Raw genomic sequence first — 24,839 nt, forward strand, 5'->3', positions numbered from 1 at the left:
AGTACGCCCGTCCGTTGCCGCTCACAGCGTGAACACCTGCGGACCGGTGATGAGGACGACACCGATGATGACGAGTACCGCTCCGAGGAGCAGGCGCTTCGTCACGCGCTCGACCTCGCGCAGGAAGATGAAGGTGAACAGAATCGCGAACAGCGACGTCGGACTCGAGAGCGGGTCGACGAGGACCACCTGCCCGCGGTCCAGCGCCTCGAAGAGGGTAAACAGCGACAGAGCGCTGAGCAGCCCACAGCCGACGAAGTACGCGTACGCCTCTCGTGGGGCCATCATGAACTCGCCGAAGTCACGCCCGTGGCGAAACAGGAGGTAGACGAGGAGTCCGAAGAGCCCCGCCGCCTCGTTGATAGCGACGCCTTCGATGGCACTGATGTCCGTCGTCGTGAACGCGTAGCGACGTGCGACGTTCCCGGCGGCGAAGGTCAGTGCCGCGGCGAGCGGGAAGAGCAGGTCGCGGATATGCCACCCCGAGATGTCGCCGCCCTTCGAGAACGCCAGCGTGACGAGTCCACCGACGACGAACCCGATGCCGATGGTCCCCTGTGCGGTGACAGCTTCACCGAGGAACACCACGGCGAGCAGCATCGCCCAGACCGGGCGCGTGTTCACCGTCGCGCTACTGATGCTCGCACCGACGCGCTGGACGCCGGTGTAACTCAACAGGCGCGCTATCGCGGTCGCGGTCAAGCCAGTCGCGAGGAACAGGCCGAGTACCCAGTAGGGGTGGGAGAACAGGGCTACGCCACGGGCGAGCAACACGGCACAGTACACCACGACGCTCACGAAGACGACCGTCAGGGACACCTGTAACGGAGTCCCACCCCGTTCCATCCCAGTCTTTGCGAGCGGGTCCGAGGCCCCCCACCCGGCAGCGGTCAGTAGTGCGAGCGCGATCACATCGTGTTGCATTGCGTTGCCGGTTCGACGGACCTATTGATAATGGTTGTGGGTACCAGACCACGAACACCCTCGAAGGCGACTTCCCGAAGACAGGGATATTTTTACCACCGTGCAGTCCAGGAGTATCGTATGCGCGTCGACGTCCACACGCACTATCTGCCGGCAGCGTATCGTGACCTGCTCCGTGAGTGGGGCAAAGAAGTCCGTGTCGAAGACCGGAACGGCACACCACACGCGGTCTACGGCGATACCGCTCGGGAACTGGCGCCGGGCTTCCGAGACCTCGAAGCGCGGTCTGAGTGGATGGCCGAACACGACATCGACCGCACGGTCGCGTCCATCTCGAATCCGAGCCCACACGACGAGACGTTCACCGACGCGGAATCGGTCGAACTGGTCCGGGCGATAAACGACGGGTTCGCCGATGCACAGGCGGAGCGACCTGACGAGTTCGCGGGCTTCGGGACGGTGCCGTTCCGTGACCCCGACGCGGCCGTCGACGAGGTCGACCGAATCGCCGACCTGGGGCTCGCTGGCGTGGCAGTCCCCACCGCGGTTCGCGGACGGACGCTGTCGGACCCGGCATTTGAACCCATCTTCGACCGCATCGAGGACCACGGGCTACCGGTGTTCGTCCACCCGACGCGCAACGTCCTGAGCGAGCAGTTCGAGCCGGAAGAAGGGGGCCTCGACCCGACCGTCGTCTTCCCGGTCGACACCACCGTCCAGCTAACGCGCCTCATCTTCGACGGGTTCTTCGACCGGCACGACCTCGACGTTATCATCGCGCACATGGGTGGCGCGCTCCCGTATCTCGTCGGCCGGCTCGAACGGGGCCGGGAGCGGTTCCGTGACGACCCCGACAGTTCCCCGGAGCACTCCATCTACCACTACATCGAGTCGTTCTACTACGACGCCATCTCCTTCCACGCGCCGGCGGTTGGCGCTGCCATAGAGACGGTGGGCGACGACCATCTCCTGTTCGGAACGGACTACCCCTTCAACATGGAAGACGCGCCGGCGACGGTGGCAGATATCGATGCGAGAGCGCCGACCGAGGAGGCTGCTGCGGCGATACTCGGGAACACGGCGATCGACGTGTTCGGGCTGTAGTCGCTGACAGACCACCCGACTGGTGGGACCGACGGCTATTAACCGTCGAACTGCATGATTGTGCATATGCAGATCGAAATCAGGATCGCGACCATCCTCCTCGGTATCGGGGTGCTGCTCGGTCTCCTGGCGCTGAACAAGTACGTCGCTGCGAAGTACTGGCTGCCGGCGCTGGAGGACGTCGAGGAAATCGAGGAAGACGACGTAGACGACGTAGACGACTGAAGCCTGTCGTCACGCCGCTGAAAGGGGCCGGCCGCTGCGCAGACGAAGGTGCCGTAGTTCGCGAGCCGTCAGTCGCGCCCCGGTGTTTAATATCGGGCCCCTCGAACTCGCGCAGCATGGAAGACTATCGGCTCGGACAGCAGAACCGCCGTCGCGAGTACTACGGACGCTTCTCGGCAGCCGAGATGGACCGTCGTCGCGAGGCCGTCCGCGAGATGATGGTGAGTGAGGGACTCGACGCGCTGGTCATCTGCGGCGACGCCGGCTTCGGTGGCACGCACATCAGTTACCTCACGAACTACTCGCCCCCGTTCGTGAGTTATTTCGTCTTCTTCCGCGACCCGGAGGCGAACTCACTGCTGCTGGCCGGGCTCAGCAACCACAAACAGTACGTTCGGGAGGTCTCGGAGGCCGACGACGTGGACGTGATGCTGCCCGACCCGATGCAATCAGTCGCCACCCGACTCGAAGCCGGCGGCGTCGGCGACGGGACCGTTGGACTCGTCGGACATCACCCACGATACAAGCAGTCACTCTCGTACGAACAGTACGACGCCCTCGAAGACGCGTTTGCTGGTGAGCTCGTCGACGCGACAGTCCCGTTCATCCACGTGGTCAGCCGTCGGAGCGAGCCGGAGCTGGAGCGTATCCGACGCGCCGCAGCACTCACCGACAAAGGACTCGAAACCATCGCAGACGCTGCCGAGCCGGGCGTCCGCGAGACGGAGCTCCAGGACGCGCTTACCCGAACCTACCTCGAAACGGATGGGGCGCTCGGGATGGCCTTCATCACCTCGGCGCCGATGAACGACGCAGAGCCCGGCGAGCCGCTCCCCTGGCACAAGCCGTCGAAACGGAAACTACAGTCGGGCGACGTGATCACGACGGAGATGAGCGCGTCGTTCGCGGGCTACCGGAGCCAGGTCCATCGGACGTTCACCGTCGGCACGGAGCCCAGCGACCAGTACGTCGACATGTGGACGGTTGCCAAGGAGACGTACGACGCCATGCTCGACGCGGTGCAGCCGGGGAACACGGTGGCGGACGTCCACGCTGCGCTCGAGCCGCTGGAGGCATCGCCGTACAAACTCTACGACGTGGCGCTGCACGGATACGGCAGCGGCTACCTGCCCCCGTACGTCGGAACGTCGGCCTCGAACTATTGGCCGGGTGCCGAGGATCCGGTCACCGAGGACTGGACGTTCGAAGCGGGGATGGTCGTCGTCGTTCAGCCAAACGTCGTCACGACCGAGGAGCGTCACGGGCTCCAACTGGGGTCGGCCGTCATCGTCACCGACGACGGCCCAGAAGTGTTACAGCAGTATCCGCTCTCAATCCAGCAGGTGTAACGCCCGCGGTCTCGTATACTCGCGCGTTCAGCGGGCGCGTGAGCCAAATGATACAGACTGAGAGTGTTTCACCAAGGTCGAGAGTGAGCAACAATTGCTTCTTCCTCGTTTCACTACCACGGTGTTCCTCATAATTTAAGCCGAACTTTTATGTACAGGGGGCAGTACCATGTACTCATGCCATCGGGTAGCTCAGACAACTCGGATAACGAAACCAAATCAGACTCACGGCGGAAATTCCGTCGTCGTGGTGTCCTCGGAGCGATTGGCGCAGGAACAACCCTTCTAGCCGGCTGTGGCGGTGACGGCGGGTCCGGCGGCGACGGTGGATCTGGCGGTGACGGCGGGTCCGGCGACGGCGGGTCCGGCGGCGACGGTGGGTCCGGCGGTGACGGCGGCGATGGCGGTGACGGCGGCGATGGCGGTGACGGTGGAAGCGGTCCGATAGACCAGTATCTCATCACCGACATCAACGGGAACCCGACAAGCCTCGACCCGCACGCGGTCGGGCCGACGGCGAACACCTCTTGGGGTGTCTTCCCGATGAACGCGTACGAACCGCTGCTGTTCTACGAACAGGGCGGTTCAGGCCTGATTCCGGTCCTCGCAGAGGAGGTTCCGACGGTCGACAACGGGCTCATCACGAACGACAACCAGACGTTCGAGTTCCCGCTCCGCGAGGGCGTCCAGTTCCACACCGGCGGGGAGATGACCTCGTCGGACGTTAGGTTCTCCCTGGACCGCGTCCGGACGATGAACCTCGCGCCCGGCGCCAGCAACCTGGACGTCATCGAGAGCATCGAGACTCCCGACGACTACACGGTGCGAATCACCATCAGCGAAACCGACGCGTCGTTCCTCACTGGGACAATCCCGTCGAAGAACATGGTCGTCGTCAGCCAGGAGGCCGTCGAGAACAACGGTGGCGTCCAGGAGGGGACGCGGAACCAGTTCATGGCCCAGAACACGGCCGGGACCGGTCCGTACCAGCTGGGACAGTGGAACCGTGGCTCCAACCTCCGATACGACTACTTCCAGGACTACTGGGACCCTGAATCCGTCGGTCCGGGTGGCATCTTCATGCGCATCACGACCGACGTCTCGACCGCCGTGGCGTTCATCGACCGCGGTGACGCACACGCGTCGGGGTACGAACTCGCCAGCGTCGACTCCTTCGAGGGGACCGGCGCCGAGTTCAACTACTACGAGTCGCTCGCCCAGCTGTTCCTGTTCTTCAACTTCGAGATTCCGTACGACAGGGACGACATGCCGAGCAACGACACCGTGCCGTCGAGCTTCTTCCAGGACCCCAACGTCCGGCAGGCGTTCGGCCACGCGGTGGACTACGAGGACTACATCGAGTCCGTCTGGGGCGGGAACGGTTACATCTCCAACCAGCCGTGTCACCTGGGTCCACTCCAGTACTACGACGAGGACGCGCCGAACTTCAACTACGACCCCGACAGGGTCGAAGAGCTCCTGCGCGAGGCCGGCTATTGGGAGGAAGGCTTCACGTTCACGATGATGTCCGAGAACTTCGCCGAAGCGGCGAACGCGGTCCTCTATGTCAAGGACAGCATCGAGAACCTGAACGACCGGATCACTATCAACACCCAGACGTTCACCGAGTCGCAGTACGTCGAGCGGCGGAACGAAGAGCCGTGGGCGTTCACGTGCGACATCGGTGGCTTCCCGGCGTTCGGTCCGGACCCGGCCCCGTACTACGACCAGCTGCTCAACGGTCCGCCCGGCGCCGGCGGTCGGCACCAGGACTACATCGACGAGCGGTTCTTCGAAGCGGCCGCAGAGGCCAGGCGGTCGCTCGACCCGGACCGTCGTGCCGAGCTCTACTCCGAGCTCCAGACGCTCGGGTACGAGGACCCGCCGGCCATCTCGATGAACGGCGAGCGCCTCGTCCGCATCACGCTGCCGTGTGTCGAGCCCGAGACCAGCCCGGTCGCGTCGCAGCCCATCGCCAAGCGGTGGGACATCTCGCAGTGTGACCCGATCGACTTCTAACTAGGGCTTCGCCGCCCGTTTCTGTCGTTCACTGGATACTGAGCGGCTGCACTGGCGAATTTCTGACTGTCATCCATCAAAAAGACTAATTACTACCGTACTGTGTGTATTGTTAATGTCAGACTCTCCCACTAGCCCAGGGGCTGCGACTGGCGACAATCAACTCGACATGAGCGAGCCCGCTGCGGGAACCGAGTCAGACGCTGATAGATTACTCGCGCGGGTCGAAGACCTGCGGTTGCATTTCGACACCGACAGAGGTGTGGTCAAGGCGCTCGACGGCGTCGACTTCGACCTCTTCCGAGGTGAGATATTCGCACTCGTCGGTGAAACCGGCTGTGGCAAGAGCATCACTGCCCGGTCGTTCATGCAGCTGGTACCGACACCCCCGGGACGGTACCCCAGTGGGCGAGTGCTGATGCGCTCCGAAGGCGACTGTACGGAATGTGGCGGCGCTGGCTGCGAGGCCTGTGGCTCGACCGGCTACGGGATGGAGGACCTGCTCTCTATCACGACGAAAGAGATGGAGCAGATGCGGGGCGACCGCATCGCGATGATCTTCCAGGACCCGGAGGCGACGCTCAATCCGTCGCTGACCATCCGCTCACACCTCGCGGAGGCGATCCTGGCCCATCAGGGCCGCTCCGTGATGCGCGAGGCAGGCGTCGACGTGGACAATCTCGACCCGCTCTCGGGCGCGCTTGCGCGTGACCGCGCGACGGCGGAACGTTCGACGATACTCTCCTGGATCGGTTCGGTCCCGCCGTTCCGAAAGCACAAGCAGGCCATCGACCGGGTCGTTCGGGAGCGGAGTCTGGAACTCCTGGGCCAGACGCAGGTGCCCCAGCCGAAGGACGTACTGACCGATTACCCACACGAGCTGTCCGGCGGCCAGCTCCAGCGGGTCATGATCGCGATGGCGCTGGCGGCAGAACCCGACCTGCTTATCGCCGACGAGGCGACGACGGCGCTCGACGTGACCACGCAGGCCCGTATTCTCGAACTTATCGGGGATCTACAGGACCAGTACGACACGGGCATCCTCTACATTACGCACGACCTCGAACTGGTCCGGGACATCGCCGACCGCGTCGGCGTCATGTACGCCGGGAGTATGGCCGAGATCGGCGACGTCGAACAGGTATACAACAACCCGCTTCACCCGTACACGAGGGGGCTCATCAAGTCGATTCCGTCCGAAGCGCGGGTCGGTAAGCGGCTGGAGGGAATCGATGGTTCGATTCCGGACCTGACGAATCCCCCCGAGGGATGTCGGTTCTGTACCCGCTGTCCCGACGTGATGGACCACTGTTCGGAGCAGAGTCCGGAGATACTCGAAGAGGAGGACGGGCACACAGTCGCGTGTCACCTGTACACTGAAGACGAGAACAACGGTAACTAATAATGGCTCAATCTACAGACACATCGACCGTTTCGGATGTCGGCGCATCGCTCAGCAGTGAGACGGAGAACGAGATCATCATGCAGTGTACCGGGGTCAAGAAGTACTACCCGGTCACCGGCGGCGTGCTGCAACGGAAGATCAGTGAGGTGAAAGCCGTCGACAACGTCGACATCCGCATCCGCCGCGGTGAGATACAGGGTGTCGTCGGCGAAAGTGGCTGTGGCAAGTCGACGCTCGCGCGCGTCCTCGTCAATCTCAATGCACCCACTGGTGGGAACATCTACTTCGACGTCCCGGAAGAGACTGCAGACGAAATCTCTGACCTGGAGTCCACGCCAGAAGGGGAGCGCTCGCAGGAGGAGAAAAACCGACTCAAGGAACTCCGAAAGGAGTACGAGATCAACACCATCTCGGGCAAGCGTGCGAAACACTACCGCCAGAACACGCAGTTCGTCTTCCAGAACCCGAACAGCTCGCTCAACCCACGAAAGCTCATCCGACAGACGGTCGAGCAACCGTTGAAGGTCCACACGGACATGTCCGCCGAGGAACGAGAAGACCGCATTGCAGACCTACTCGAAAAAGTCGGGCTGGGTGCGGACTTCCTGTATCGGTACCCCCACCAGCTCTCGGGCGGACAGAAACAGCGTGTCGCCATCGCCCGCGCGATTGCCACGAACCCGGACTTCGTCGTGCTCGACGAGCCGACGAGCGCGCTCGACGTGAGCGTGCAGGCCCAGATCCTGAATCTCCTGCAGGACCTCCAGGCCGACTTGGGATTGACATACTTGTTCATCACCCACGACCTTGGGGTCATCCGTCACATGGCGACCGACATCGCCGTGATGTACCTCGGGAAGATCGTCGAGAACGCCTCACGCGCGGAACTGTTCTCGGACCCGCAGCATCCCTACACCGAGGCGCTCATCTCGTCGAGCCCGGCCATCGAGATGGACAGAGAGGAGCGCATCAGACTCCGTGGTGACGTCCCGGACCCGCAGGACCGGCCGAGGGGGTGTTTCTTCCACACCCGGTGTCACAAGGCCGAATCGTTCTGTGGCTGGAGCGGTACAGACGTGCTCTCGATAGTCCAGGCCAACGTGACCAAGGACCCGTTCGTCGAAGAGCTGAACGACACGCTCGAAGACACGGAGTTCGACGGGTACGAGGCGAGCTTTACATTCGACGGGAGCACCGACATCGACGACGCGCGACGTGCACTCGCGGGTGAGGACGACACGCTACGGTCGTTCAACGAGATTCCCTTCGAAGCAATCACGGACGTCTCTGTCGACGGGCGGACGGTCACGCTCTCGTTCCGTGAGTCCGAGACGCCGGAGCTCATCGAGGACCAGCCGGGCCGCACCGTCGCCTGTCACCTCTACGACGAGGAGTACGCGGCGGAACTAGAGTAACTGCGTACTGCTGTCACCGACATCCCTTCTTCGCCGAACGTACACCGCGCGCACATCCGATTGACTGCCGGACAGTTGAGTCGCGTATCGGATCGGTCGCCTCCCACCTCGCTGCGAACGGCTCTCTCGAATGAGACGTCAATTGGTGGTAAGCCCACGTTTCCTCAGGGAATCACCCGGTATCCAGCAGACGGGTTGGGTCTCGGACTGGGACATCCCCACCCCACATCGATGGCGGACTCCTGCTATCTGACCAACGAACCGTTGTCTGACTTCGAAGTCCCGTTCGGCTTTCTAATTTGTGCGTGCGAGCATCACTCCGTCAGCGAGAACCCTTCTGAGTCAGCGGGATGGACGGTGATACCCAGAGATAGTGCTTGACCCTCTGTACTGTTCCGTACCAGTGCTGACAGCGCCGGAGAGGCGCACGCGCCATGGACAGCCGCCACAGACCAGCTGAGCGTTCGGCTCGCGGCCGAGTGGAGATGATGGAGATGGCACTGTGTCGCTGCGACCAACGGCTCTGCAAAGCGAGGCGTAAACCGAAAAGATGCCGCGGTGTTCAGTCGTGCCGTTCTGGGTCGAGCACGTCACGGAGTCCGTCGCCGATCATGTTCCAGGCGAACGCCCACAGGAAGATCGCCATACCCGGAACGAGCGACGGCCACCAGGCGCCACGGAGCAGGTCCTGCTGCCCCTGGGCGGTCAGACGGCCCCACTCCGCGAGTCCCGGCTCGGCGAGCCCGATGAAGGCCAGCCCGGACGCGATGATGACGACGCTCCCCATCTCCAGCGTCGCCTGGATGAAGATTGGCTGGATGGCGTTGGGCAGCACCTCTTTGAGCACGAGGGTGTGCTCCTTGACGCCAGTCACCCGCGCCGCGTCGACGTACTCCTCGTTTTTCACGTGGATGACCTCACCACGGATGATGCGGGCGTAGGTCCCCCACAGCATCACGGAGAGTGCGATACCGATGTTGAGGTACGACGGGCCGAGCGCGACGACCAGCGCCAGCGCGAGGACGATGGCGGGAATCGCGATCATCCCGTCGACGACTCGCATGAGAATCTCGTCGACGTTCCCGCCGACGAAGCCGGCGACCGTCCCGAAGAGGACGCCGATGAAGACCGAGATGGTGACGACGCCGAGCGAGATGGCGATCGAGAGGCGCGAGCCCCAGACGATGCCATAGAGGATGTCCCCACCGGTCCGGGTCGTTCCAAGCAGGTGGCCTGGCGTCAGCGGCGGCGCCAGCTGGGTGCCCCAGACGCGTGGCATCTGGTAGACCTGGTCGCTGACCGGCGGTCGGATGACCGGCGCCAGCAGGCCGACCAAGATGAACGTGGCGACGATCACGAGCCCGATCGCAGTGAGCGGGTTCGCGAGCATCTCGCGCGAGATCTTCTTGATTCGGCTGTACCGCCGTTCGAGCGACCTTCGATCGACCGTCTGGTTGATGACGGAGAGTATCGTTTGCAACATGATTACTCACCCAGTTCGATTCGCGGGTCGAGGTACGCGTACAGTATGTCGACGATCAGGTTCACCGAGATGACGGCGATGGCGGTGATGATGATGAACCCCATCAGCGCGGCGAAGTCGTTCGACGTCGCCGCAGCAGCAATCCACGTCCCCAACCCAGGGTAGTTGAACACGATCTCGACAAGGATTGCGCCCCGCAGCAGGAACGCGAAACTGAGACCGGCGATGGTCAGCGTCGGGATGAGCGAGTTACGGCGGACGTGGCGCTTGTAGACCGTGTCGTTGTTGACCCCGCGTGCGCGGGCAGCCGTGACGTAATCCTTGTTCTTCTTCTCGACCATCTCACCGCGGAGGTGACGCATAATCAGCGCCGCGTTCGTGTAGCCAAGCACCATCGCCGGCATCGCGATGTGCTTGACCGCGTCGATGAATGCCTCGAGATTCAGTGCGAGGATAGAGTCGACCGTGTACATCCCGGTCGGGTGGTCGATGGTCAGGAAGACTGACTGCGTCGCCCGTCCCAGCGGGAACCACCCCAGCTGGACGAAGAAGAGCCACACGAAGATGAGTGCGGACCAGAACTGCGGCGTCGACAGTCCACCGACCGCGAGCGCCCGGGAGACGTGGTCGATCCACGTGTCCTGGTACTTCCCGGCGAGAGTCCCCAGCGTGAGACTCACCACGAGCGCGATGAGCAGGCCCGCGACGGCGAGTTCGATCGTCGCCGGGGCGAACGTCGCGATGGCGTCGGTGACTGCCGTTCCGGCACTCGGTGACCAGCCGAAGTCACCCTGCAAAATACCTCTGAGCCAGTAGAAGTACTGGACGTATATCGGTTCTCCGAGGTGGTACGTCTCCCGAAGCTGTGCAACCTGTTCTTCCGTGGTGAACCTGCCGACATAGATCGCAATCGGTGAGCCTGACAGACGTGTCAGGACGAACAGCACCACCGTTACGAACAGCAGTGTGGGTATTGACCACAGTATCCGGCGGATAGCATAATCTTTCGGTTCCATCCTGTTTCCACGTTGCTAACGAACCCACTTATACTTGTGCCAAACTCCCACGGACATCAATGAACAACAAAACATCACGACGGCGGGATGTCGCGGTCATTGAAACTACCTTAGGTCGTTTCAGAGAGAGCCCACCCGTCGCGACCGGGACGGCCCCACGAATTTATGTGGCCCCCACGTCTTGACACGTGTAGCCATGCAGGCAGTAGTCTTTCCGGAACCTGACGAGATAGAGATCCGCGAGGTCGAACGTCCCGAACCGGGTCCGGGTGAGGCCCTCGTCCGTGTCGAGTCGTCGACCATCTGTGGCAGCGACGTGAAAATCCTCCACGGCGAGTACGGTGCGACGGAGTACCCCCATATCCCCGGCCACGAGTGGTCGGGCGAGATTGTGGAGGTCGGGGAGGACGTTGTCCGCCTCGAGCCGGGCGACCGCGTCGCCGCCGAACCCCACGTCGGGTGTGGGGAGTGTGCGAGATGCATGGAGGGACTGTACAACCTCTGTGAGCACTACGGCGAGTCGGACCACGGTCACTCGCACATCGGGTTCACCTCGAACGGCGGCCTCGCCGAGTACGTCGCGGTGGACACGCGCGCCCTGCACCTGCTCGGGTCGATGACCTACGACCAGGGGGCGTTCTGTGAAGCGGCCGGCGTCGCGCTCCACGCGATCGAGCGAGCCGGTATCGACGGTGGCGACGACGTCGTCGTCATCGGTCCCGGTGCCATCGGTCATTGCGCGGTGCAGATCGCCCGGCACGGCGGGGCCGACAACGTCATTCTGACGGGTACTCGCGAGGAGCGCCTGGCACCCGCTATCGACTTCGGCGCGGACCACACGGTCAACGTCTACGAAGTCGACGACGTGGTCGACCACGTCACCGAACTGCTCGGCGGGAGCCGACCAGACCTCGTCGTCGAACTGGCCGGCACGGAGACAGCCGCCCGCCAGGCCGTCGAGATGGCCCGCCGCGGTGGCGACGTCGTGCTCGCGGGGTCGACGAGTCCGGGCCGGAAGCTCACGGTCGACCTCCGAGAGATCGTCGTCGGGCACAAGAACATCTTCGGCAGCGTTGCCAACCCCGAGTGGATCTGCGAGCGTGCCCTGTCGATGGTCGAGCGCGGAACCATCGAGACGGACCCGCTGGTCACCCATCGGTTCACACTCTCGGAGTTCACAGATGCCCTCGAAGCGTTCGAAGAACGGGAAGGCGGCGCGTTCCGCGTGATGCTCTACCCCGGGAAAGACGCAGCCGAGATCGAGCGGACGCCGATTCAAGAGTAGGCACCCGCTGGCAGACTGTCATTTTTCACGAGGATTCCGTGCCTCGATACGGTAGTATCCGCCGGTAATAGAGTATCATAGTCGTGAATTATAATATGGTGGGGGGAATGGGATAGGGTACATGGCGGAATCAAGCGCAGAGACTAGTCAAGTAGAACTGCTCAGGCGGATGGAACGGATTCGCCGGTTCGAGACACGCGTCGGTGAACTGTTCGCCGACAACGAACTCCCGGGATTCGTCCACCTCTACATCGGGATGGAAGCCGTCGCTGTGGGGACCTGTGCGCCCCTGCGCAACGACGACTACATCACCAGTACCCACCGAGGTCACGGCCACTGTATCGCGAAAGGGCTGGACTTCGACCCAATGATGGCCGAACTGTACGGCAAGGAGACGGGGTACTGCAAAGGGAAGGGCGGCAGCATGCACATCGCGGACGTCGAGCAGGGGATGCTGGGCGCGAACGGCATCACCGCGTCGTCGACGCCTATCGGCGGCGGCGCCGCGCTGGCCTCACAGATCCGCGGCGAGGACAACGTCGCCGTCTCGTACCTCGGCGACGGCGCGACCGCGCAGGGACCGTACCACGAAGCACTGCACCTCGCGGCGACGTGGGATCTCCCACAGATCTACGTCATCGAGAACAACCACTACGGGGAGATGACGAACACCGAGGTCCAGCACCCGGTCAGCGACCTCGTCAAGCAATCCGACGCCTACGGGATTCCCGGCGTTATCGTCAACGGGCAGGACGTCGAGGAAGTTCGCGATGCCACCGTCGAAGCCATCGAGCGCGCCCGCGCCGGTGACGGCCCGACAGTCATCGAGGCCAAGACCTACCGCTACAAGGGTCACTACGAGGGCGACCCGCAGTGGTACAAGGAGAACGAGGACCTCCCAGAGTGGCGGACCGCCGACCCCGTCGAGACCTACCGCGATACGCTCCTCGACGACGACGTCCTCACCGAAGACGAGTACGACGAACTGACAGCGGAGATAGACGAGGCCCTCGAGGCCGCCGTCGAGTTCGGCAGGGACTCCCCCTACCCGGACGTCGAGGAAGCCTACAACGGGCTGTACGCGGAGGAACTCTAAGATGTCGACACCGATACCGGACGTCGAGACCGAAACAGTAGAACAGAGCGTCACCGAGTCGCTGCGGCAGGCGATGCACGAGGAGATGGAGCGGGACGAGGACGTGTTCCTCCAGGGTATCGACGTGGCCGACCGCGGTGGCTCGTTCAGCGTCTCCGAAGGACTCCTCGACAAGTTCGGCGAGACACGCGTGCGTGACACGCCCATCAGCGAGGCCGCGATCGTCGGCACAGGGCTGGGCGCGGCGGCGGCCGGCCTGCGCCCAGTCGTCGAGATCATGTACTCGGACTTCATGGGCGTCTCGTTCGACCAGATCATGAACAACGTCGGCCTGATGCGGTACATGTTCGGCGGGAAGCTCTCGCTCCCGCTCACCATCCGGACGGTCGACGGTGGCGGGTTCGCGGCAGCCGCACAGCACTCGAAGACGCTCCACTCGCTGGCGATGCATCTGCCGGGTATCCGTGTCGTCTGTGCGTCGACGCCGTACGACGCGAAGGGGCTGCTGAAGTCGTCGATCCGCCACGACGACCCCGTGTTCTTCTTCGAACACGCGAACATCTTCAACCGCAAGGGCGAGGTGCCCACGGAGGAGTACACCCTGCCGCTGGGTGAGGCGGCCGTCGTCCGTCAGGGCTCGGACGTGACCGTGGTCGCGACGCAGGCCATGCTGTACGAGGCCATCGACGCGGCCGAGGAGCTGGAGGGTACCGTCGACGTCGAGATCATCAGCCCCCGGACGCTCGACCCGCTCGACATCGACACCATCTCCGACAGCGTCGACAAGACCGGGCGCGCGCTCGTCGTCGACGAACCGACGCTTAGCGCGAGTGCGCAGTCGGAAATCGTCGCACAGATCAACGAGGCGGCGTTCTGGCGGCTCGATGCGCCCATCAAGCGCCTCGGCGTCGAGAACGTCCCGATCCCGTTCAGCCCGCCGCTGGAACAGGAAGTCATCCCGGACAAGGACGACATCAAGGCAGAGATCGAGTCGCTGGTCTAACGGACACACCCCACGCGGTCCCCGAAGACTGCGCTCACCTCGAAGGACGACGCCTATACCTTTTAGTCCCCCCCTGCCGAAGCGTGCCACATGCGCATCGAAGTGCACACGCACTACCTGCCGGAACCGTTCCGGCGCCGACTCCGCGAGTGGGACATGTCAGTTCGTATCGAAGACCGCGACGGGATGCCGTTCGTCGTCCACACTACGGGTTCGTTCCCGCTGTTCCCCGGGTTCCGCGACCCAGAGGCCCGAGTCGAGTGGATGGACGAGAACGACATCGACTACATGCTCCTCTCACCGTCGACGCCGAACCCCAACGAGGGACCGTTCTCGGTCGAACAGTCGACGGAACTTATCCAATCGATCAACGACGGGTACGCCGATATCCAGGAAGAGTACCCCGACCGCTTTGGCGGGCTCGGCCCGCTGCCGCTCCGGGACCCCGAGGCAGCAGTCGAGGAGCTCGACCGTATCGTCGAGATGGGGCTCAAGGGCGTCATGCTCCCGACGACGGTTCGCGACCGCAAGCTGTCCGACCCCGAACTGACCCCGGTCTTCGATAAGCTCGAGGAGACGGGACTCCCCGTGTTCGTCCACCCAGGGCGCAACCAGTTGAGCCAGCAGCTGGACGACGACGAGTGGATCTTCACGCCGATGACCGTGTTCCCGACCGAGACGACCCACCAGATAGCCCGGCTCATCTTCGACGGGTTCTTCGACCGCCACGACGACCTCGACCTCGTGCTCTCGCACATGGGCGGGGCGCTCACGCACCTCGTCGGCCGACTCGAACGGGGCTACGACCAGTTCCGTTCCGATGACGAGTCGACCCCCGAGCGCCCCATCTCGGAGTACGTCGAGGAGTTCTACTACGACACCATCTCGTTCCACCCACCGGCGATGCAGGCGGCCATCGATACGGTCGGTAGTGACCGCCTCCTGTTCGGGACCGACTACCCGTTCGGGATGGAAAACATCGAGGGCACGCTCGACAGCATCGACGCGCTCGACCTGTCGGCCGACGAGCAGGAGGCCATCATGGGTGGGACTGCAGCGGAACTATTCGACATCTGAACTGACGCAATCGGACCCCCGTGCCGCCTGTCACAATCTTTAATACATGGCCAACTGAGGGTTTTGCATGGTCGAATTATACGACCTCAATCAACCGTGGGGAGCGAACACGTGGCCCTGGCCGTACTTCGACGACCCGGAGGTACAGTCAGTCCACAGGTTCAGCAAAGACGTCAATCATTCACTGAAGATCAACACGGCGATCCACATCGGGACGCACATCGACGCCCCGCTGCACTTCGCCCCGGAAGGGTGGGACATCGCAGAGATGCCCCTCGACCGCCTGTTCGGTACCGGCCTAGTGCTGGACATCTCCGACAAGGTCGACGAGTACAGCGTCATCACGCCCGAGATGTGTAAGGAGGCCGCCGCCGAGGCCGACCTCGAAATCAAGAAAGGCGACATGCTCGTCCTGCACACCGGCTGGAAGGAGTACTTCCAGACCGGCGACAAGGCGAACGAACTCACGTACTTCGCGCGCCACCCTGGCCCGCACAAGGAGTTCACGGACTGGTGGATCGAGATGGACTTCCCGTGGGTCGGCAACGACACACCGGCCATCGAGCACCCGCTCAACACCGCCATCCGAAACTACCGACAGGACCTCGACCTGCCCGGTGAACTCGAGGACGCCCTCGGGGAACCCATTGAGGAGGTACTGCCCGAAGAGGACTGGCTCTACGCGCACAAGAACGCGCTGCCGGAGAACCTCATGATGGTCGAGAACCTCGGCGGGGACATCGACAACCCCGCGATTCTCAACGAACGCGTCCACCTCGGCTCGTTCCCGTGGAAGTGGGACAAAGGCGAGGCGGCGTTCTGTCGCACAGTCGCGTTCAAGGACCTGTAAGGACAGGACCGGAGACGGTTCAGTCGGCCGGCGGACCGCCGGACCACGTTATTTTATTCTCTTCTGGCGGACCGCAGGGAGTCGCGACGCGAACACGAATCCGTACCACTGGCAGTTCCGGCGGGCGATTCGGTGGTAGAGACGCAACGATTATAACCACCTCCAGAGAACGCTCCGCTCATGTCGTGGCGCCAAGCAGTCCGTCAGCGGGCTCTCTCCTCGGAAGGTCGGCGGGTCGTCGGCGTCGTCAGCGGCTCTCACTTCCTGAACCACATGTTTCTGGTCCTCCTGCCGCCGATATTCGGCATCCTCGTGACCGAGTTCGACGCGTCGCTGGCAGAGCTCGGCCTGGCGGTCAGCGTGATGAGCATCACCAGCACCGCGTTCCAGCTGCCCTTCGGCTACCTCTCGGACAACTACAGCCGGACGCTCACGCTGTTCATCGGCCTTGGATCGGCCGCCGTCGGTGTCTTCGTCATCGCCATCGCCGGGACGTTCACCGTGTTACTCGCCGGCCAGGCGCTCGTGGGCGTCGGTATCGGCGCACACCACCCCGCACACTATCCCCTGATGGCCGACGCGACGAGCGAGGACAACCGGGCGTGGGCGTTCAGTGTCCACGACACCGCAGGCCATCTCGGATACGGGGCTGCCCCGGCGCTCATCGTCACGGTCTCGGCTATCGCCGGACGGACCTGGCGGGACGTGTTCATGCTCGTGGCGGTCGTCAGTGTCGTGTACGCGCTCATCGCCGTGGTAGTGCTCTCACGCGGCGTCTCCAAAGAGGTGTCTGCCGGCGGCCGAAGCGGCGACTCCACGGAGTCGACCGAGAAGAAGCCGCTCGGCCAGCGCGTCCGAACCCAGCTTCGCTCGCTGGTCCAGTCGCCGGCGGTACTCGCACTCACCCTACTCGCCCTGGTCGCCTCGATGTCGGGTTGGGGGCTCCGTTCGTTCAGCGTCGTGTTGCTCACTGACGGGTACAGCTACGACCTGACGACGGCGAACACCGTGCTGACGCTGATGTTCGTCGGGAGCGCCGTCGCCACACTCATCAGCGGACTCCTCACCGACCGGCTCTCGGCAACCACGATCATCGTGCCCGCGTACCTCGCGCTCGGGGTCGGTGCAGTGGTCGCTGGATCACTCTCGATTCCGCCGCTGCTCGCGGCGCTCGGCATCGTGTTCGCGGCGAGCGCCCAAAGCATGGGCAACCCACCGAGCAACAAGCTCCTCGACAACCTCTCCGAGCGGGCCGACCTCGGGGTGAACTTCGCCATCATCACCGTCGGGGTGACGCTCGGGGGCAGCATCGCACCGCCGCTGTTCGGCGCGCTCATCGATCACGCGGGCTTCTGGGCCGCGTTCTACCTGATCGGTGGGTTCGGGATACTCGCCATCGCTATCGTCCTCGCCGTTGTTCGCGTCTACGACGTCGGTCCCGCAGCGCCCGTAGAGCCCGCCGAGGCCGACTGACGACAATCGGACGCTCCGGTAGACGGAGTGGGTGGTCACGCGAACGTGAGCGCGCGTGTTGTGTGAAAGAATAGGAGAGGCGACGAAACGGACGGTGTCTGCCTTCGTCCTACAGCTCGTCTTCGGGGAACGTGTTCTCGTCGTCGTAGACGAAGTCCTGCGTGATATCGGCTCGCGGGAATACGCAGACGAGTCGCAGAATCTCGTCGGTGTTGTTTGCGATCATGTGGTAGTGGCCGGACTCGAAGAGAATCGTATCGCCCGCCTCGACGTCGAAGATCTCCCCGTCGTCGTAGGCGCGACCGCTCCCCGAGAGGACGTGGATGACCTCCTCCATGTGCTCGTGTTTGTGGGGGTGGCGCGGGCCGGTCTCGCTGTACGGATAACTCTCGACGATGCGGACTGTCGTCTCGTCGGTGTCCATCACCTTCCCGGACGCCACTTCCTGGATGGTCCGTGATGGGGCGTCGTCGACCGTGACGTCATCGAGGGAGACTTTCGGCATCGGTGGATCAGGCGTTCTCGATGATTTCCTCGACGGTCACGGGGCGGTTCTCGCGGGCAGACGTCTGGGCTGCCTTGACGACGGCCACGTTCCGCATCGCCGCGCGCGCTCCGATCTCCGGTTCGACGTCGTCTTCGGTGATAGCACGCGCGAACTCGTCGAACTCGTCGCGGAGGTGGTTGTTGATGGGCATCTCGATGTCGACGTCACGGAGCTGCCGGTTGTCCGGGTCGTCGGTCCACTCCTCGAACTCCCGTTTGACCAGCGTGGAGTTCTTGTCGGTGTCCTCGGAGTTCGACCAGTTGCTGAAGTCCATGTCGTAGAACATCACGCCCTCGGTGCCGTAGACGTTGATGAAGAAGACGCCAGGGGAGGTCCAGTTCGCGCCGAGGTACGCCTGTTTGCCGTCCTCGAACTCCAGCACCGTCTGGGTCATCGTCATGTTCTCGACCTCGGTGTACATCGGCTTGCCGAAGGTGAAGACCTGCTTGACCGGGCCCAGCAGGTACTGGAGGTTGTCGATCTGGTGGACGCCGAGCTGGATGAGCGGGCCACCGGGCGCCTTCTCGGGGTCGCCGCGCCAGTTGTCCGGGCCGATCTCCAGGCCGCGTTCGTTCGCCCATTCGGCCTCGATGTGCGAGACCTGGCCCACGTCCTCCTCGTCGATGAGCTCTTTCATCTTCCGGATGCCGCCGACCCGACGGCAGCTGTGTCCACAGAGGAAGGTGATGTCGTTCCGGTCGACGGCGTCCTCGATCCGCTTGGCGTCGGCGACGTTGATCGAGATCGGCTTCTCGACGAAACAGTGCTTGCCGGCGTCGGCGGCCTGTTCGATGACGTCCGCGTGGAAGTCGTTCGGGACCGTGATGACGAGCGCGTCGATGTCGTCGCGGTCGAGCACCGCGTCGAGCGACTCCTCAGCGTCGCACCCCCACTCCTCGGCGAACTCCTCGCGCGTCTCTGCCGTCCGCGTGAAGCACGTAACGAGGTCGATATTGTCAAGTTTCGTGTACTGCTCTGCTAGCACGTTCGCCCAGCGGCCAAGTCCGACCGCTGCGACGGATACTGTGTCTGTCATGTGGAATCAACCAACAGGTCGGCCGACACCGGCCAATTATAAAATGTTTACTGCTAGTAAGCGATTACTCGTCGACGCTGTCGGGCGACCAGCTGCACTCCTCGTCTTCGAACACCGACTCGTGGTCGCCGTTCGAGAAGTACTCGAACACGCGCATGCCCTCCTGCCCCTCGCGCGCGAACAGGCGATGGCTGTCGCCCTCGCCGATCCAGGCGACCGAGCCCTGCGACAGTTCGATCTCCTCGCCCTCTACTTCGAGGACACCCTCGCCTTCGAGGATGTAGAAGAAGTGGTCGGTCCCGTCGTGATAGTGGACCGGGCAGGAGACACCTGGGTCGTAGTCGACGACGTCGATGAGGAGGTCACCGGCGGCGGGGACGAGCCCCTCGTTGATGAGGACCGTCTTGCGACGGCCGTCGTGGAGGCTATCCATCTCGCCGACGTCGGACTCGTGGTAGACGCGCGTTCCCTCGCCACCGAGTTCGAGGTCCTCGGCGTCGAGCTTCGATTTCGACAGGTCACTGTGGGCGATGACCTCGTTTGACTCTGACATACGTCATAATTATTCACCGGTCATCAACTTAAAACCCACTGAACGTGGGGGTTACCTGGCTGCGGCTGCGCACGAGGTCGCCGACAGCACTCCAGGGTCGCGTAGTCGAATCTCGCGACTAGTCCTCTTTCAGGCTCAGCGACGTGTTGGGTGTGTACTCGACACCGGCCCTGAAGCTCTGCCCGACGATACAGCCCTCGTCGTACACGTCGAGGCACCGCTGTGCGCGCGACTCGTACTCTTCGGGGACCGTCACGTCGACGGACACCTCGATGTGCTCGATGCGCTTGACCTGGTTCTCCGGCAGGTCTTCGGGAATCTCCTCGCGCCACCACGCGTCCGGGATGGCGGCGATCTCTATCTCGAAGTCCTCGATTCGGGCCTTCCGGAGCGCCTGCGAGAGGACCGCGAGCTGGCACCCGGCGAGCCCGATAACCATGTAGTCGACTGCTGACGGCGCCAGGTCGTGCCCGCCGTACGGCAGTGTCTCCGAGTCGTCGACCTTGAACGTGTGGTCGCGAACCCGCCCGTCCACGGGACGGTCGCCGTGTTCGAGGCTGAGTTGAATCGCGTGGTCGTGACCGATGAGTTCGTCCGGGACGTCTTCGTCCGCTGTGTCGCTCATGTGTATGACACCAGTTAGCCCGTCACAGTGTGATGACTTAACAGTGGCTCCGGGACAGTGTGGGTCGAAAAAACGGAACGTCGACTGAGTTACTCTTGTGGGACCTGGACGTGCGTGAGACGGTCGCCCCAACCTTCGGGGACGAAGCCGCGCTGTTGTGCCTGGTCGAGGAAGTTCCGTTCGCCTTCGACTCGATCGTCGGTGTACTCCACGTCGACGTAGTTGTAGGGGTAGTCGTTGTCCATGTTCATGTCGACCCCCCAGTCGATGACGTACTGCGCTTGGGCTTCGTTCTCGACCCCGATTTGCTCGAAGTGGTCCTGTTCGTCCTCCATCACGCGCCCCATCGGGTCGTCGTTGAGCCAAGACATCCCCTGATGCCAGGCGTGGAGCAGCGCCTCGGCAGCGCCCTCGTTCTCGTCCATGAACCCCTGGGTCGTGATGAAGTTGTTGAACGGCGGCACACCAATACCGAGTTCGTCGAGCAGTCCGGCCCCGTTGAACACCTCACGGTGGCGTGGTTCGCCGTTGTCGTCGAGGTGGAGTGCCACCCCGAAGATAGGTGCGGTGCTGCCGACGTCGAGGTCGCCCTGGAGTACCAGTTGTGGGATGGCGATGTAGTCCGCAGTCACGGTTTCGAACTCGTTCTCGTCCTCGGAGAACGTGTAATCGTATGCTTCACCGATTCCGATCTGGTCGACCGGGACGTGCCCGCCAGCCCACGACCCGATGCCGACGTTCGCGCCGTCGTTGACTATCTTGTCCATCGTCGCTTGTGCGCCACCGATGTCGACAGGGTCGTAGGGACCGCCTTTCTCGACCCACCAACCCATGAACATCGGTGCGATGCGACCGAACGCGGCGAGGTCCATTCCACGCTCGCTCGAGAGCCGCGTGGCCTCGAGGACGCTCATGAACGAGAAGTCTGGGCCGCCCGACGCGAACAGCGCAGTCTCCTCCCACGACCGGAGAATCTCCGCCGAGTACCCCCGTTCCTCCATCTCGGTCTGGAGGATATCGGTGTCCTCGAGGATGTGGTCGGCGACCATTCCCTGGAACCCACCGGGCGCCATCCCGACCGTAATATCTTGCATGCCGCCGCCGCCCGTGCTCCCACCGTCACCGCTACTTCCACCATCGCCGCCACTCCCTCCATCGCCACCACTGCCACCGTCACCGCTTCCACCGTCGGAGCCGGAACATCCGGCCGCGCTCATAGCTACCGCGCTGACACCCGCTGCTTTGAGGAATCGCCTACGGGACTGCGTTGCTCTGTCTCGAGACATAGAACTTCAACGTTCGTAATTAATCATAAATGTTTGGGTTTCTCTAACATGACATATCGCCCTAAGTGTACTGTTTTTAAATAAAGACCCCGGCGAAGACTGTCGACGACTACAGCCGCTCAGTGTGTATGCCTGGTCGGTGGACGACAAGCTGTATGCGAACAGCTAGTAGCGTATCTTGGGGGCTGAGAGTCCACGAATACCGTCCTCATCGTAAATTATTAACGACTGGGAAAGAGTGGGGAGTGTAGGACATGAGAGCGACTACCAAATTTAGACACCCCGACATAACCGGTCAGCAGGGTACTGGCCACGGGAGTGACCACTCATGAGTACGTCTCGATCGTACGGGTTGGAGCGGCTGACACGGCCGCTGGTGGAGAACCGGCTGGTCGTATTTATCGAGTCGATGGTCGCCATCCTCCTCCTGTGGAGCATCCTGGCCAACGTCTTCGGACTCTCAGAAACCGTCTCGTCGCCGTCGCTGGTCGCAGCCTCACTCGTCGAACTCTACGAGACGGGGCTGTGGTGGACGCACCTCTCGGCGACACTTCCAAGGGTGATGTACGGATTCGCGCTGACCCTCGTCGTGGGAACTGTCGTCGGTGTCGCGACGGGAATGAATCGGTTCTGGGAGAAGGCGTTGCAAGATTACGTGACCGTCGGTCTCGCGCTCCCGTCCCTGTTCGTTGTCATCTTCGCTGCGATGTGGTTCGGAGTGAGTGATCTTACGCCGACAGTCGCCGCGGCCGCTATCTCGTTCCCGTACCTGGCCCAAGAGGTATACGAGGGCGTGAAGAACATCGACAACGACCTCCTGCAGATGGCTTCGTCGTTCGAAGTCTCCCGACAGCGGTCAATCCGACGGATAATCGTTCAGTCGGTACTCCCGCAGTGGTTCGGTGGCGCTCGGTACTCCTTCTCGTTGACCTGGAAGATCACGACGCTGGCTGAACTGGTCGCCGCCGAGTCGGGTATCGGCTTCATGATCGGGTTCGCGATGGACCGGTTGTCGTTGACGGACGTCTTCGCGTGGACGATCATGTTCACCATTCTGATGCTAATCCTCGAGTACGGCGTCTTACGGCAGATAGAGCGACGGGTATTCGAATGGCGGCAGGACGCGACACTCGGGTGGGAGTAATTATGTCATCCTCAAAATCACAAATCGACAGACTGGACGTAGAGACAGGAGATGCCGGCTGGATACACATCGAGGAACTCGGCAAAGTGTTCGAGACCCGCGCGGGTCGCGAGCGCGTCTTCGAGAACGTCAACGTCGACATCGAACCGGGGAGCTTCGTGACCCTCCTCGGTCGCTCCGGCTCGGGGAAGTCCACGATGCTCAACATCATCAGCAACGTCCTCGAACCGACCGAAGGCCAGGTCCGCTTCGAGAAACAGGACGGGTCCGGCGAAGCCACCCTGGGACACGTGTTCCAGTCGCCGCGGCTGCTGCCGTGGAACACGTGCGTCCAGAATATCGAGCTCGTTCACGAGAACAACCCGGACTACAGTCGCGAACTCGCTGAGCGCTACCTTGACCTCGTCGGGCTGTCTGACCACTACGACAAGTACCCGACACAGCTGTCTGGTGGACAGAACCAGCGTGTCGGTATTGCTCGGGCGCTGTCGATCGACCCCGAGATTTTGCTGATGGACGAGCCGTTTAGCGCCCTCGACGAGATTACGGCCGAGGAACTCAGAGACCTGCTCCTCGACATCTGGAAGCAGCTCAATAAGACGGTGTTCTTCGTCACCCACGACATCACGGAGGCGATTCAGCTCTCCGACCGGATGTTGATGCTCGGTGGCGGCGAACTGTACGGTGACCTGGAGGTACCGCTCGAGCGACCACGGGAGGTCGACTCCGACGAGTTCCTTCGGTTCCGACAAAAGGCGATCGACCACTTCTACTCGGTGGAGAACGATGGCAACTGAACGGGGCCGACGAATCATCGACGACGTCCCGGCTATCGGCTGGCTGGTAGACCAAGGCTGGGCTGCCCGCCTGTTCGGGATACTCATCGGGCTGGGTGCCTGGATATGGCTCGCGTCGGTCTTCCCGAACCGCCTGATGCCGTTCCCGCTAGAGACACTCTCGCTCGCGTGGGACATCACGGTTTCCGGGGCCGCGTTCACACATATCGGCTGGACTCTCTGGCTGACGCTGTTGAGCTTCGTCGGGACAATGATCGTCGGCGGGGCCATCGGCGTCGCAATGGGAGTGAACCACTATAGCAAACGGTTCGGCACCCCCTACATCATCGCCGGGCTATCGGTTCCGGCGGTTGCACTGGCGGCCGCGGCGACGCTCATCTTCGGCTTCGGGTCGACCGCACCCGTCGTCGCGACGGTAATCGCGGTGTTCCCGTTCGTCGCTATCAACGTCTGGAAAGGCGTCGAGAGCCTCGAATCCGACTACATCGAGATGAGTAAGGCGTTCGACGTCAGTGTGTTCCGAATCCTCCGACGAGTCGTTATCCCGAACGCGGCTCCGTCGCTCTTCACTGCGATGCGGTTCGGGCTCGCCCTCTCGTGGAAAGTCGTCACCGTTGTCGAGATCTTCGCCGGCAGCAAGGGAGTCGGCTACAAGATTATGCAGACCTACCAGCTCTACCGGTTCGAGGAAGCGTGGGCCTGGGCGGTGCTGTTCCTGATAGTCATCCTCATCATCGAATACGGCTTCTTCAAACCGCTCGAACGCAAGGTCTTCGAGTACCGCCAAGACGCAGACTTCCAGCTCTTGGCCTGACTCAATCGTTCGATTCAGCGGTTAGGACCATATTTCACCGAAATGTTTATTATGTAATCTTATCGATATACTTACCGTTCCGACAATGAAACGACGACAATACCTCAAAGGAGCAGGGGCTGCCGGCATCGCAGGGCTACTCGCGGGCTGTTCAAGCAACGAATCAGACGGCGGTAGTGGAGGTCAAAGCGATGGAGCGAGTAGCGACGGTGGCGGTAGCGGAGGTGGGGATAGTGGCGGGGATGGTGGCGGAGACAGTGACGGGGGAGATGGAGCATCGAGTGGCAGTTCGGGTGAGTCACTGGAGACGGTG

At 62.7% G+C, this 24,839-nt stretch carries 23 protein-coding genes and 2 pseudogenes; 15 read left to right on the forward strand and 10 right to left on the reverse strand.

What is annotated here, in order from left to right:
* Positions 1–21: 21 nt before the first annotated feature.
* Positions 22–924: a DMT family transporter gene (locus tag P1L41_RS17350; protein ID WP_276298704.1), complete on the reverse strand. Its 903-nt coding sequence runs from the start codon at positions 922–924 to the stop codon at positions 22–24.
* Positions 925–1,044: 120 nt separating this feature from the next.
* Between P1L41_RS17350 and P1L41_RS17355 the strand changes: the two genes are divergently transcribed.
* The 6 genes from P1L41_RS17355 to P1L41_RS17380 all read left to right on the forward strand — a co-directional run bounded on the left by P1L41_RS17355 (position 1,045) and on the right by P1L41_RS17380 (position 8,441).
* Positions 1,045–2,028, forward strand: coding sequence for an amidohydrolase family protein (locus P1L41_RS17355; protein WP_276298705.1), 984 nt, complete (start codon positions 1,045–1,047; stop codon positions 2,026–2,028).
* A gap of 66 nt (positions 2,029–2,094) precedes the next feature.
* Positions 2,095–2,253, forward strand: a complete 159-nt coding sequence (locus tag P1L41_RS17360; RefSeq protein WP_276298706.1) for a hypothetical protein — start codon at positions 2,095–2,097, stop codon at positions 2,251–2,253.
* A gap of 116 nt (positions 2,254–2,369) precedes the next feature.
* Positions 2,370–3,602: a M24 family metallopeptidase gene (locus tag P1L41_RS17365; protein WP_276298707.1), complete on the forward strand. Its 1,233-nt coding sequence runs from the start codon at positions 2,370–2,372 to the stop codon at positions 3,600–3,602.
* Positions 3,603–3,779: 177 nt separating this feature from the next.
* Positions 3,780–5,621, forward strand: coding sequence for an ABC transporter substrate-binding protein (locus P1L41_RS17370; RefSeq protein ID WP_276298708.1), 1,842 nt, complete (start codon positions 3,780–3,782; stop codon positions 5,619–5,621).
* A 115-nt stretch (positions 5,622–5,736) separates the two neighbouring features.
* Complete coding sequence (locus tag P1L41_RS17375) at positions 5,737–7,023, forward strand: ABC transporter ATP-binding protein (RefSeq protein WP_276298709.1); 1,287 nt, start codon at positions 5,737–5,739, stop codon at positions 7,021–7,023.
* A gap of 2 nt (positions 7,024–7,025) precedes the next feature.
* Positions 7,026–8,441: an ABC transporter ATP-binding protein gene (locus tag P1L41_RS17380; RefSeq protein WP_276298710.1), complete on the forward strand. Its 1,416-nt coding sequence runs from the start codon at positions 7,026–7,028 to the stop codon at positions 8,439–8,441.
* Between the two features lie 562 nt (positions 8,442–9,003).
* On the opposite strand, the gene P1L41_RS17385 is transcribed toward P1L41_RS17380, so the two are convergent.
* The 3 genes and pseudogenes from P1L41_RS17385 to P1L41_RS18695 form a co-directional block, all read right to left on the reverse strand.
* Positions 9,004–9,924 (reverse strand): ABC transporter permease, encoded by a 921-nt coding sequence (locus P1L41_RS17385; RefSeq protein ID WP_276298711.1) that lies wholly within the window; start codon positions 9,922–9,924, stop codon positions 9,004–9,006.
* Between the two features lie 2 nt (positions 9,925–9,926).
* Entirely contained in the window at positions 9,927–10,721 is a 795-nt protein-coding gene (locus P1L41_RS17390; protein WP_276298712.1) for an ABC transporter permease, read from the reverse strand.
* Positions 10,722–10,940 (reverse strand): annotated as a pseudogene (locus tag P1L41_RS18695) (hypothetical protein); the annotation flags it as partial. It lies immediately after the preceding gene.
* 196 nt (positions 10,941–11,136) lie between these two features.
* Here P1L41_RS18695 and P1L41_RS17395 point away from each other — a divergent pair.
* The 6 genes from P1L41_RS17395 (at position 11,137) to P1L41_RS17420 (ending at position 17,724) form a co-directional block, all read left to right on the forward strand.
* Positions 11,137–12,225 carry a zinc-dependent alcohol dehydrogenase gene (locus P1L41_RS17395; protein ID WP_276298713.1) on the forward strand — a complete coding sequence of 363 codons (1,089 nt, stop codon included), beginning with the start codon at positions 11,137–11,139 and terminating at the stop codon, positions 12,223–12,225.
* A gap of 121 nt (positions 12,226–12,346) precedes the next feature.
* Complete coding sequence (locus P1L41_RS17400) at positions 12,347–13,321, forward strand: thiamine pyrophosphate-dependent dehydrogenase E1 component subunit alpha (protein WP_276298714.1); 975 nt, start codon at positions 12,347–12,349, stop codon at positions 13,319–13,321.
* 1 nt (position 13,322) lies between these two features.
* On the forward strand, positions 13,323–14,324 hold the full coding sequence (locus P1L41_RS17405) for an alpha-ketoacid dehydrogenase subunit beta (RefSeq protein ID WP_276298715.1): 1,002 nt from the start codon (positions 13,323–13,325) through the stop codon (positions 14,322–14,324).
* Between the two features lie 90 nt (positions 14,325–14,414).
* The gene (locus P1L41_RS17410) at positions 14,415–15,401 is read left to right on the forward strand and encodes an amidohydrolase family protein (RefSeq protein WP_276298716.1); all 987 of its coding nucleotides are present in this window, start codon (positions 14,415–14,417) and stop codon (positions 15,399–15,401) included.
* A gap of 67 nt (positions 15,402–15,468) precedes the next feature.
* Positions 15,469–16,251: a cyclase family protein gene (locus tag P1L41_RS17415; RefSeq protein WP_276298717.1), complete on the forward strand. Its 783-nt coding sequence runs from the start codon at positions 15,469–15,471 to the stop codon at positions 16,249–16,251.
* 180 nt (positions 16,252–16,431) lie between these two features.
* Positions 16,432–17,724 (forward strand): MFS transporter, encoded by a 1,293-nt coding sequence (locus P1L41_RS17420; RefSeq protein ID WP_276298718.1) that lies wholly within the window; start codon positions 16,432–16,434, stop codon positions 17,722–17,724.
* A 109-nt stretch (positions 17,725–17,833) separates the two neighbouring features.
* On the opposite strand, the gene P1L41_RS17425 is transcribed toward P1L41_RS17420, so the two are convergent.
* The 6 genes and pseudogenes from P1L41_RS17425 to P1L41_RS18700 all read right to left on the reverse strand — a co-directional run.
* The gene (locus P1L41_RS17425) at positions 17,834–18,229 is read right to left on the reverse strand and encodes a cupin domain-containing protein (RefSeq protein WP_276298719.1); all 396 of its coding nucleotides are present in this window, start codon (positions 18,227–18,229) and stop codon (positions 17,834–17,836) included.
* A 7-nt stretch (positions 18,230–18,236) separates the two neighbouring features.
* Positions 18,237–19,307 (reverse strand): Gfo/Idh/MocA family protein, encoded by a 1,071-nt coding sequence (locus tag P1L41_RS17430; RefSeq protein ID WP_276298720.1) that lies wholly within the window; start codon positions 19,305–19,307, stop codon positions 18,237–18,239.
* Positions 19,308–19,371: 64 nt separating this feature from the next.
* Positions 19,372–19,860 carry a cupin domain-containing protein gene (locus P1L41_RS17435; RefSeq protein ID WP_276298721.1) on the reverse strand — a complete coding sequence of 163 codons (489 nt, stop codon included), beginning with the start codon at positions 19,858–19,860 and terminating at the stop codon, positions 19,372–19,374.
* 118 nt (positions 19,861–19,978) lie between these two features.
* Positions 19,979–20,485, reverse strand: a complete 507-nt coding sequence (locus P1L41_RS17440; RefSeq protein WP_276298722.1) for an OsmC family protein — start codon at positions 20,483–20,485, stop codon at positions 19,979–19,981.
* A gap of 89 nt (positions 20,486–20,574) precedes the next feature.
* A complete protein-coding gene (locus P1L41_RS17445) occupies positions 20,575–21,702 on the reverse strand; it encodes a substrate-binding domain-containing protein (protein ID WP_419181094.1) in 1,128 nt (375 codons plus the stop codon).
* 12 nt (positions 21,703–21,714) lie between these two features.
* Positions 21,715–21,771 (reverse strand): annotated as a pseudogene (locus P1L41_RS18700) (twin-arginine translocation signal domain-containing protein); the annotation flags it as partial.
* Positions 21,772–22,099: 328 nt separating this feature from the next.
* Here P1L41_RS18700 and P1L41_RS17450 point away from each other — a divergent pair.
* From P1L41_RS17450 to P1L41_RS17460, 3 genes are read left to right on the forward strand one after another with little or no spacing between them, the layout of a single operon-like run.
* Positions 22,100–22,915 carry an ABC transporter permease gene (locus P1L41_RS17450; protein ID WP_276298724.1) on the forward strand — a complete coding sequence of 272 codons (816 nt, stop codon included), beginning with the start codon at positions 22,100–22,102 and terminating at the stop codon, positions 22,913–22,915.
* Positions 22,916–22,917: 2 nt separating this feature from the next.
* Positions 22,918–23,712 (forward strand): ABC transporter ATP-binding protein, encoded by a 795-nt coding sequence (locus P1L41_RS17455; RefSeq protein ID WP_276298725.1) that lies wholly within the window; start codon positions 22,918–22,920, stop codon positions 23,710–23,712.
* Positions 23,702–24,526, forward strand: a complete 825-nt coding sequence (locus P1L41_RS17460; RefSeq protein ID WP_276298726.1) for an ABC transporter permease — start codon at positions 23,702–23,704, stop codon at positions 24,524–24,526. The genes P1L41_RS17455 and P1L41_RS17460 overlap by 11 nt, the downstream gene beginning before the upstream one ends.
* The last annotated feature ends 313 nt before the right edge of the window (positions 24,527–24,839 follow it).

Origin of the sequence: Haloarcula ordinaria (assembly GCF_029338275.1) — an archaeon.
GTDB classification, from domain to species: Archaea; Halobacteriota; Halobacteria; order Halobacteriales; family Haloarculaceae; genus Haloarcula; species Haloarcula ordinaria.